We start from the raw sequence: 9017 nt of genomic DNA on the forward strand, positions 1-9017 counted from the left end.
ATATCAATGAGTTATGAAGAGGTGTTTTTCGTAATTATTGATTGGTTTTGTGCAATAAATGGAAGGGGCTATAGCACTATCAGGGTTCTGTTATCAGCAAGAAGATAACACATTTAGGTGCAATTCAGCGAAAAGTCAATAAAACATCATGTTTTTCGTAGATAAACTGCTGTAGTGTTCTCCTATTATACACAACTATCCAGGGAGACTGAGTAATGCTTGTTAAAGAAATTGGCATCTCAAAGCGGGCTTGTTTTTACAGCATAATGTTATTTTTTATTCATGAAGTTCAATCATATAGCGAACTATCAGCTGAGTCGTATGGTATTATTTATAGCTTTAAAGACGGTAATAGCAAAGCGATTTACTTAAGTGATCAAGATGGTAGATCGCCAGTTAGAATCGTGAAAGCCACATCGAGTGACGGCTATCCTGCTGTCTCACCATCAAAAGACAAAGTAACCTTTTACGGTAAATACGATAACTTTAAAACATGGTCAATCCACACCGTTGATATTACTGGCCGCAATCTGAAAAGATTAACGAGGAAAAAATATGTCTGGGATAGTGCACCCGCGTGGTCTTTGGATGGAATGACGATAGCGTTTGCTAGAGAATATGAAAATAAGGAAGGCGTTTGGCAAGAAGAAATTTGGTTAATGAATGCTGATGGTAGTGAACAGCGCCAAATTAAAAATCTGGCGGGTCGCGCTCCAGAATTTATGCCAGATGGGCGATTACTCTATCAATCTAAAGCCAGCCCAAGCCAAATTAGCATTGCCAGTTTAGATGGTGGTGAGGTTATTCAACTCACTCAAGATGATACTGATAACATGTCTCCTCAAATTTCTCCAGATGGCACAAAAATAGCCTATTTATCTAATAGAGATGGTAATCAGGAAGTATATGTCATGGATATTGATGGAACTAATAACAAGCGGCTGACCCAGAATGACATTCAAGAGTGGGATCCCTCTTGGTCTCCAGACGGCACAAAGGTGTATTTCGCTTCAGAGAATGTGTATGGCTTTTATGATGTCTTTTCTGTAAATGTGGATGGCACGTCTATCAAAAGAATACTTCAAAACAGCTCGCAACCGACTGTTGTACCGGGTCTTGACCAAGAAGCACTAAAAAAGTTAATGAATACAAAAGAGCGTCAGTAGGCCTAAAACACTGACCGCATTTCTAGGTCATTAATTTTACTGCTGTTGGAGACGATCTGTAAAAGGAAAAGGAGTATCAAAGCAATGTGAATAAGCTTAAGAGAAGCCTTAAGTGTATAAAAAGTTAGCATTCATCCTCAAAACTTATGATAACGAGGGATATTATGATGCATTGTTAATAACGATGTTGGATGTGATAGAAATAAAGTACCCGAAGTCACTTTGGTCTGCAAAATATTGATAGCTATTACGACCGATTAAGTGAGCGTTATGGTTTTACTATATTGCCAAGACAAGCGCGTTGGAATAGTGTTAATAGGCTCGGCTTCATTAGCTTACTTTCTGAAGCGAAAGTAGGATCGGGTACGAACTTAGAGACAAGGATTTAGGTATGAGTTTACTTGCATGGATACTCTCTCATGCCACGTTGGTGGCGTTTTGGCTTTGGATTTTAAATTTTGGTGGAGCGGCAAAAATAGAAGGGTGGAAGTCGTTCTTTATCATTGGCTGGTTTGCTGCGCTATGGACTGCTGAGCAGTTGCGTCTGTATGCGCTGTGTATACTCGTACTACAAGTTCCTTGGTTTATTGCAGGCCTTTTGATGCCGCAATGGCGAGGCTTTGCGGTGTAATTGTCAGGCTTTGTAAAGGTGCTTGGATTATGCTGTTACTTAGTGCAATTATATTTACTTGAAAAGTAAACAGGCTCTAATAAAAGGACAGTTTATGAAGCAGATGAGCATTCTAATTGCTTTGTTTTGCAGTTTAATAATTTGCGATAAAAGTTATGGCCAAAACAAGTACGATTTAGGACAAAAACCACCGGGATTAACGCCCGAATTATTTGCTCCAGGTGTGGTTTCTACGGATGAACACCGCGAGACTGAAGTGTTATTTTTGCCAGATATGTCAGAGCTTTCTTTTACTCGCGCTGGTGGAGAATACCAAAAACCGACATGGATTGTGATGCAATTTAAGCACAATCAATGGATTGAAAAATCAATACCTGAAGCAGACAGAAAAGCATATCAGGATAAATTTAGTCCACCAGTTTCACACATACAAAACATCGAGTCTTTTAAAGATATTCCAATCAGAGGTTATACCACCTCAGCAAAAGGGACACACTACTTTTATGTCTTAGATTTGAAAGACGGCAGTGGGCATTTGAGTTATTCACGGCTTGTTGATGGTAAATATGAAACACCGCACAAAATGAGTAAGGCAATTAATCAAGGAAAGTACATTGCTCACCCCTACATCGCGCCAGATGAGTCTTACATTATGTGGGATGCTGAACAGGAAGGTGAAAACACGCCTGATATTTACATTAGTTTTCGTAACCAAGATGGTACATGGACAAACGCAATAAATATGGGAGATACGATTAATACGGCTGCGTACGAGCAGCGTCCTAAAGTATCACCAGACGGGAAATATTTATTTTTTTGGCGAGGTGACAAAAAAGTCAGAAAGGACGGCACCAGTTACTGGGAAGGCAATCCATACTGGATGGATGCGAATATCATTGAAACACTGAGACCTACTCGCTAGTGCTCAGTTATTCTTGGTTATACTCCCCTTAAAAACCTCGGTAAGATGGCATGCAAGCATGCCTTTTTCAATATCTGCGAATTTTAAAGGGTCACAGTTCCTCTCAATCGTGTGGCAAAGTAGAGTGCTTTATTCGTAGCAATGCGTGTTACGGTAAGCGACAAATTCCCCTTTACCTACTGGTACTAAGGCTGTTGTGTATCTTTGACTATCTGAGAAATACTGCATAAACGCGGTTAACTCATGGGCATGCGACGTTGCGTTATCACACACAATAATACCATTTGGCGCGAGCAGTTTTTCGGCCAGTGGCAGAATATCCATATAGATACTTCTGTCAGCGTCGAAAAATATCAAGTCAAAGCCTTGCTGTAACTTAGGTAAAATTGTCGATATCTCGCCGTTGAAAGCATTAATCCTACACTTTAGTCTTGCTCGGTCAATATTTGCTAGCGCTTGTTGATATTTGTGTACACATCTTTCGATTGTGGTGATTTCTCCATTTTCAGGTAATGCACCGGCAAACCACAGTGTAGAATAACCGTTAGACGTGCCAAGCTCTAAGATACGAGTTACATTACTCGCTTTAGTGAGGAAAGCTAAAAACTTACCAGTGTCTTTGGTGATATTTAAGTATTTATCTTGTTTACTTTTTGCGTTCATATCATTTTTCAGCCCTAACTCAGCGACTTCGCTAAGTAAGGCGTTATATTCAATATTCACCATGATAATATTCCTTTAAAATCAGATAAGTAGTGTTTTATTTTTGAAAATCACATATAAGCCAAGCAGGGTAAGCGCACCATAAAAAATACGCTCAAACATAATGATAGAAATGTGCTTTCGTAACTTTGCCCCAAAATACATACATATGGTAGCTGGGATCAAGGCGACTACGGACAAAGCACTTGCTGATGGTGTTAACACACCTTGCCAAATTAACCCCAAGCTAAGCCCGAGTGATGAGCAAGTGAATAAAATGCCCATTGCCTGGATCAACTTTTCCTTTGGTAGACCAATTGCCTGTAAATAAAATACGCCAGGCACTGCAGAGGATCCAGTTAATCCGGTAAAAACGCCATTGCACATTCCTAGCACAACGCCCGCATGAGGTCGCCATTGAACATCGATATGTGGTTTAAACTTTAAGATCCCTAAGCTGCCATAACACATCAGCAATACACCTAATAACAAAGACATGTGGGCTTGATTAACAAACTGAGTCAGTAAGCAGCCGGCTGCAATGGAGATTGTTGCGAAAAAAAAGAATAAACGTTGGGTGAGCCAAAGAGTCTTCCAGTGCGCGCCTGAAACGGCTTGTACGATATTGGTTATAAATGCAGGCAATGCTACCAACGCCATCGCAGGATGGATCCCGATGATAGCGGTGAGTAGTCCCAGCACAATCGGTGGTAGGCCAAGACCCACCACTCCTTTTATGAGTCCTGCAAAACCAAATACACCTAAAATGATGGCGATGGTTACTGCTGAGTATTCCATTATGCGCTCTCTAGTGCATGCTCTGGATACGACGCCTCTATACCTTGGGTTGCAAACGCATTAAGTGCGGTTAGCACATCGCTCAGCTCCTCATCATCTAGGACTTCGGGCTTGTTTTGCGAAAAATGATCCACTAGTGCCAATATATCTTTCTTGCGGTCCTCAATGTATACATCTGTTTGTTGATAATCAAAATACGTCGCATCAACTAGTTGCGCATCCATTTTCTTATTGTTCTTCACAAACTCTATATTAAATTCACCGAGTTGCATGAGCACATAACGACTCGCCTTACCCGGCTCCATGGCGTTGGCGAACCGGTGCTTAAGTTTAGATGGAATTTGGAATACTTCACCTAAAGGTACATGGTAAATCTGCTGCCTGTCTGGAAGCTCAATATTGATAGCGCCCTTAGCACAATAAATCATATCGCATACCGATTGATGAAAATGGTATGGAACCGCTCTGTGATCTAGATTAAAAAGGCTAACACGAATGCCATTTTCATAGTAAAACTCTTTCATTTCCATGGTTTGCTCCTTGTCATACTGTTATTAAGCGTGGACCTTAGTCTGGTCTGTGTTTCTTTGTTGTGCGGTAGTTTTTTTATAAATATAGTCGACCCAATTATGGGCAACACTTTGTGCGGCTTCAACAAACGCTGCAGCAAAGTTACGTTCGTTTTGCCAATAGCGCGTCAATACACCAAATGACGACAAGTAAGGTGAAACCTGATGCTGCTGAGTTATGGGGTCCCATCGCATCACCTTGTAGGATTCATGTCCTTGCAATCGAATACCACCGGTTTGGTAGTTAACTTCTTGATGTGGCTGTAATTCACCTCGTTTGATCAAAGCTTGTATAAATGGATCTGGGTGCAGTTTTAAATCAAAGCTTTGACCTGCCGCCATAATGAGGCCATCGGCAATGAGTGGTTCGCAAACCTGATTGCATGATATAGAAATTTGATTTGCGCTGATAGTAACCCCCTGCTTATTACCATAACCAAGTTGGCAGCTAGTCAATATGCCCGCGTTAAATAATGCTATCAACTTTTGTGCATTTAGCAGTGGAATAGGAACGGCAGTGCGAATAAAGTGTGTATCTAAGTTAGCGTCGTAGCGCTGCTTTTCGTCCGCGCTTAAATAGCGGTAAAACTTCATCCTTCTGACTCGAAGCAAGACCGCATGAATAAGCGCATTGTCTTGAGGTAAAGTTGCGTCAAATTTCAGCTTCTCTAGCGCAGACTCGAAAGGTGGGGCCGCAACTTCTTGCCACCCTATGCGGCCTTGTGATGCATCTTTAAGTTCTTCATCGATCAAATGTAAAATATCGTCTAGTGCAAGGCGTTTGCCTAGCTTTTTTTCTAAATCAAAAAAGGTGTCTTCTGTTAAGTAGTTAAAGCTATGCTCAATGCGCCTGTCTCGTACCGCCGGAAAAAAACCACAGCGACTTATCGCATACACGTTGAGTGAACGAGTACTTTTATCAGGCGTAAACGCAACGACATTTCCTTGGGGGTCTTGTTCAAACTTACCGCTATCCACTAGCGATAAAATGGCATCAATGCCACTTGGCCCCATTCCTTTGATAGCAATTCGTTTGCCATATGCAGGCTGTGTTTCTAGCTGCTGTGAAAACCAGTTTTTTAATGCCGAATGGGGGTAGGGCGACATCAGTACTCTTTCGTCATACTGTGCTTTATTAAGGCTATTCCAATGGCCTGTTGCAAGCAGCACTTTATCGAATTCGAGTTGTTTTACAGCACTGCGTTCATGCTGACAAAAATGGAGTTCAAAGCCACTTTTAGTGGGTAAACCATCCAACACCTTACAGTTGTTATAATGATGTATCTTAACCCCATTTTCTTTGGCTAGTTGGCAATACTGGTTAAATCGTTCTTTTAAATAGACACCAAACAACGCTCTAGGATAAAAGGCATCCTGATCGGGCTGCCACACAGTGATATCTTCAAGTGCTGGATGTGTTACTTTTATAAGGTGGGGAAATCGCTGGGCAAGCCAGTGTTGCCGTTCACAGAGCCAATCAAAGAAGTCATTGTCGAACAGTGCCATCATATAAGTTTGGTTGTTACACAAATGGGTAGGTAGCAGTTCTTCGCTACAGTATGGGTGGCCGGGACCATTGTCACCACGTTGCTCAAAAGTCACAATTTCAATGTTACGACAATCGAGTTTTGAAGCCACTAATTGCTTAACTAAGTGCACTAATGTAGCTGTACCTGAAAAGCCAGTACCTACAATACCAAACCTGCTTATGTTATTACTATGCATGGTTATATTTCCTTATTGCGGCCCAATCATGCTGGGCCATCCTGACTACAACGACTCCAGCGCTTGTTGGATCCGCTGTGCTGCCTGCTCTAAGGTTTCTCTCGCTCGTCCACAGTTCATACGAACAAAATGACGAAGTGCTTCGCTGCCTTCAGCAAAGTGCATTCCACCAATAGAAGCTACCTTGGCTTTTTCTAACAAGAATGCTGCGGCAGTATCGTACCCAGCGGCTTGGATCTTTTCGCCATAAGCGGACAAATCAACGAAGATAAAGAACCCACCTTGAGGGACGGGCGCCACAACCCCGTCTATGGCATTTAAAAGATCAGTGTAATTTTGTAAATTTGCTCTTGAGTTGACTGCGCGTTGGTGTGCTACATCATCCATATAAGCCTGCATTGCTTCATTTGTGGCGATTTGGGCATAAGTTGCGGCAAAAGAGTTTAGGTTAACTTGTACTCGAGCCATCATATTGATTAAGTTTGCCGGCGCGCAAATATAGCCTGCTCGGTCGCCGTGCATACCATAGGTTTTGCCCGGGCCTGTCACGAAAGTGGTGCAATCTCTTAAGCTATATTGCGTATGATCTTTATCAGTAAAGGTGTAGGCAGAAATTGTGTCAGGGCCATCAAGAATATGGGATTCGTAAGGACAGTCAAACAATATTTGAATCGCTGGTTTGGCGCACTTTGCACGCTCAATATTATGTTTAGCGATAACATCGGCTAATTTACACTGTTCTTTATAAGAATAAATTTTACCTGATGGGTTAACGCAGTCTCCTAAAATCACCATTTTAGTGTTGTCGTTAATGGCGGCCTCCAACTGAGCGGGTTGTAAGCCTTTTTCATAAAACTCTTCGACTAATACCGGAACCATTTTTGCTCCGTGTAACGCTATCATGTCGGCATAATGAGGCCAGTTAGGTAGTGGTACTATCACTTCATCATCCGGATTTAATAAGGTATGAAATGCGACAGTGATAGCGCCTTTTATACCGCCGGGTGTGACCATAACTTCATCTGCAGCAGCATATCGTAAACCGCGCAGTCTAAAGACTCTATCACTGATTGCATCTCGTAAAAACTCAAAGCCAGTGACGGGAGCAAACTCGTGAATTGCACGCGCATTTTCATTGATGAAGTTAATGACTGCTTGGTCAATGCGGGTGTCTGCCGTATCGTCTAATGTGCCGATACTCAAGTCGATAACCTGTTGGTCCGAGCTTGCGTTAATTGCAGCTATTTTTGCTTTGGTACCGTGCGTAATCGAGTCTCGAAGCGCTAATGCTGAATCTGAAAATACTGAATTACGCATATACTTCACCTTCATTTTGTGTCTCAAGTTGCACTGTTTTTCTATACATTGCTTGCCACATTTGTTCCTGAACTTTGAGCATTTCATTGGCACCAAACATGATCTCGTTCAGATCACTCTGGGACAGGCAGTTGTTAATGACACATTGACGAGCGTCCTCGGCATGTCGCTCTTCCACGCCGTTATCAACATGAGCATTGAAATAGATTTCTACTTTATTTTGATACTGCTCTTTATCTAAATTTTGACGTGTTAAGCGAAAACCTTCTCTAAATGCCGTGAGCATGTGGTCGGCATGTGTTTCAAGCGCCATGGCAACCCCGAGCATACGTTGGTAACTATTTGAAAGAAGAGAAGTGACTCGTTCTCTGTAAGCCAGTGTTTCTGGTAAAATGTAACGGCTGTTTTTTGCGTCAACAACCTTGAGTGGTGCTAAATCAAACTCCATCGCGCCAAATAGATTTAGTGCATTTTCCATAAATATTTCATGACAATGCGCTTTGTTGCCCATCCCCGTTTCTTCACCCAAAATATATGAAAACAAGATCAGGGTATCCATATCATTAACCTCAGCTGATCTTGCACATACGTGTGCAATCCCTTTTACCGTCAGCTCCGTTCGATAAAAGAAATTAGCTCTAAACAATGCGTAACTTTCTGGCGTCCATTTATTTTTTGCTAAATACAAAAAGTATTTATTTTGGAAAATCTTGTGATGTTCTAAAGCTGTCAAGAATTTATCGAGCTCTGCTTGATGATTAACGTTGTTTGCGGTCATACGTAATTCCTTTTTTGGTTATTAACAATACCAATTCACCCTGTTATCTGCTCAAACGATGGGAGAAAGTTTGATGCTCACTGAGCCAAACTTTTCTCGCCTAAAGCGCTGTCACTCCAATAAGCAAATTGGTATCACTTGAGTTAGCAGCTGTCATACAACGTCCGGCTGTGTAAAAAGTATTGGGCAGTTTCGTTGACGCAAAACATTAGACGAATGTCTAAGTGTTATGGACTAGTCTATTGAAAAAGCATAATAAAAATTAAGATTGATTTGCTTTCGTATTTATTTTTTGAAAAGAATGAAATGGTGTTTTGGTTAAATAAATGTGTATTTATGGTTAACTTTAAAGCTTTGTAGTTAATTCCACGAATGGTCTTTAGTACAAATATTGAGCATTTTTTAATGG

At 41.4% G+C, this 9017-nt stretch carries 9 protein-coding genes; 3 read left to right on the plus strand and 6 right to left on the minus strand.

Going from position 1 to position 9017, the window contains the following annotated elements; all coding sequences use genetic code 11:
* Positions 1-215 precede the first annotated feature (215 nt).
* From L1D50_RS18725 to L1D50_RS18735, 3 genes are all read left to right on the plus strand, one after another.
* Positions 216-1166, plus strand: a complete 951-nt coding sequence (locus tag L1D50_RS18725) for a DUF5050 domain-containing protein (protein WP_239966578.1) — start codon at positions 216-218, stop codon at positions 1164-1166.
* 391 nt (positions 1167-1557) lie between these two features.
* The gene (locus L1D50_RS18730) at positions 1558-1797 is read left to right on the plus strand and encodes a hypothetical protein (protein WP_239966579.1); all 240 of its coding nucleotides are present in this window, start codon (positions 1558-1560) and stop codon (positions 1795-1797) included.
* A 94-nt stretch (positions 1798-1891) separates the two neighbouring features.
* Complete coding sequence (locus tag L1D50_RS18735) at positions 1892-2719, plus strand: hypothetical protein (protein WP_239966580.1); 828 nt, start codon at positions 1892-1894, stop codon at positions 2717-2719.
* Positions 2720-2848: 129 nt separating this feature from the next.
* Here L1D50_RS18735 and L1D50_RS18740 read toward each other — a convergent pair whose 3' ends face one another.
* The 6 genes from L1D50_RS18740 to L1D50_RS18765 are packed head-to-tail and all read right to left on the minus strand — an operon-like array spanning position 2849 to position 8608.
* Positions 2849-3445, minus strand: coding sequence for an O-methyltransferase (locus tag L1D50_RS18740; RefSeq protein WP_239966581.1), 597 nt, complete (start codon positions 3443-3445; stop codon positions 2849-2851).
* A gap of 18 nt (positions 3446-3463) precedes the next feature.
* The gene (locus L1D50_RS18745; RefSeq protein ID WP_239966582.1) at positions 3464-4219 is read right to left on the minus strand and encodes a sulfite exporter TauE/SafE family protein; all 756 of its coding nucleotides are present in this window, start codon (positions 4217-4219) and stop codon (positions 3464-3466) included.
* Positions 4219-4749, minus strand: a complete 531-nt coding sequence (locus tag L1D50_RS18750; RefSeq protein WP_128726516.1) for a cupin domain-containing protein — start codon at positions 4747-4749, stop codon at positions 4219-4221. The genes L1D50_RS18745 and L1D50_RS18750 overlap by 1 nt, the downstream gene beginning before the upstream one ends.
* 24 nt (positions 4750-4773) lie before the next feature.
* Positions 4774-6513 (minus strand): FAD/NAD(P)-binding protein, encoded by a 1740-nt coding sequence (locus tag L1D50_RS18755; protein WP_239966583.1) that lies wholly within the window; start codon positions 6511-6513, stop codon positions 4774-4776.
* A gap of 45 nt (positions 6514-6558) precedes the next feature.
* Positions 6559-7830 (minus strand): pyridoxal phosphate-dependent aminotransferase, encoded by a 1272-nt coding sequence (locus L1D50_RS18760; protein ID WP_239966584.1) that lies wholly within the window; start codon positions 7828-7830, stop codon positions 6559-6561.
* Entirely contained in the window at positions 7823-8608 is a 786-nt protein-coding gene (locus L1D50_RS18765) for an iron-containing redox enzyme family protein (protein ID WP_239966585.1), read from the minus strand. Before L1D50_RS18765 ends, L1D50_RS18760 begins: the two co-directional genes overlap by 8 nt.
* Between the last annotated feature and the right edge of the window lie 409 nt (positions 8609-9017).

The sequence above is a fragment of the Pseudoalteromonas sp. Isolate6 genome (assembly GCF_022398435.1).
In the GTDB taxonomy this organism is placed as follows: domain Bacteria; phylum Pseudomonadota; class Gammaproteobacteria; order Enterobacterales; family Alteromonadaceae; genus Pseudoalteromonas; species Pseudoalteromonas galatheae.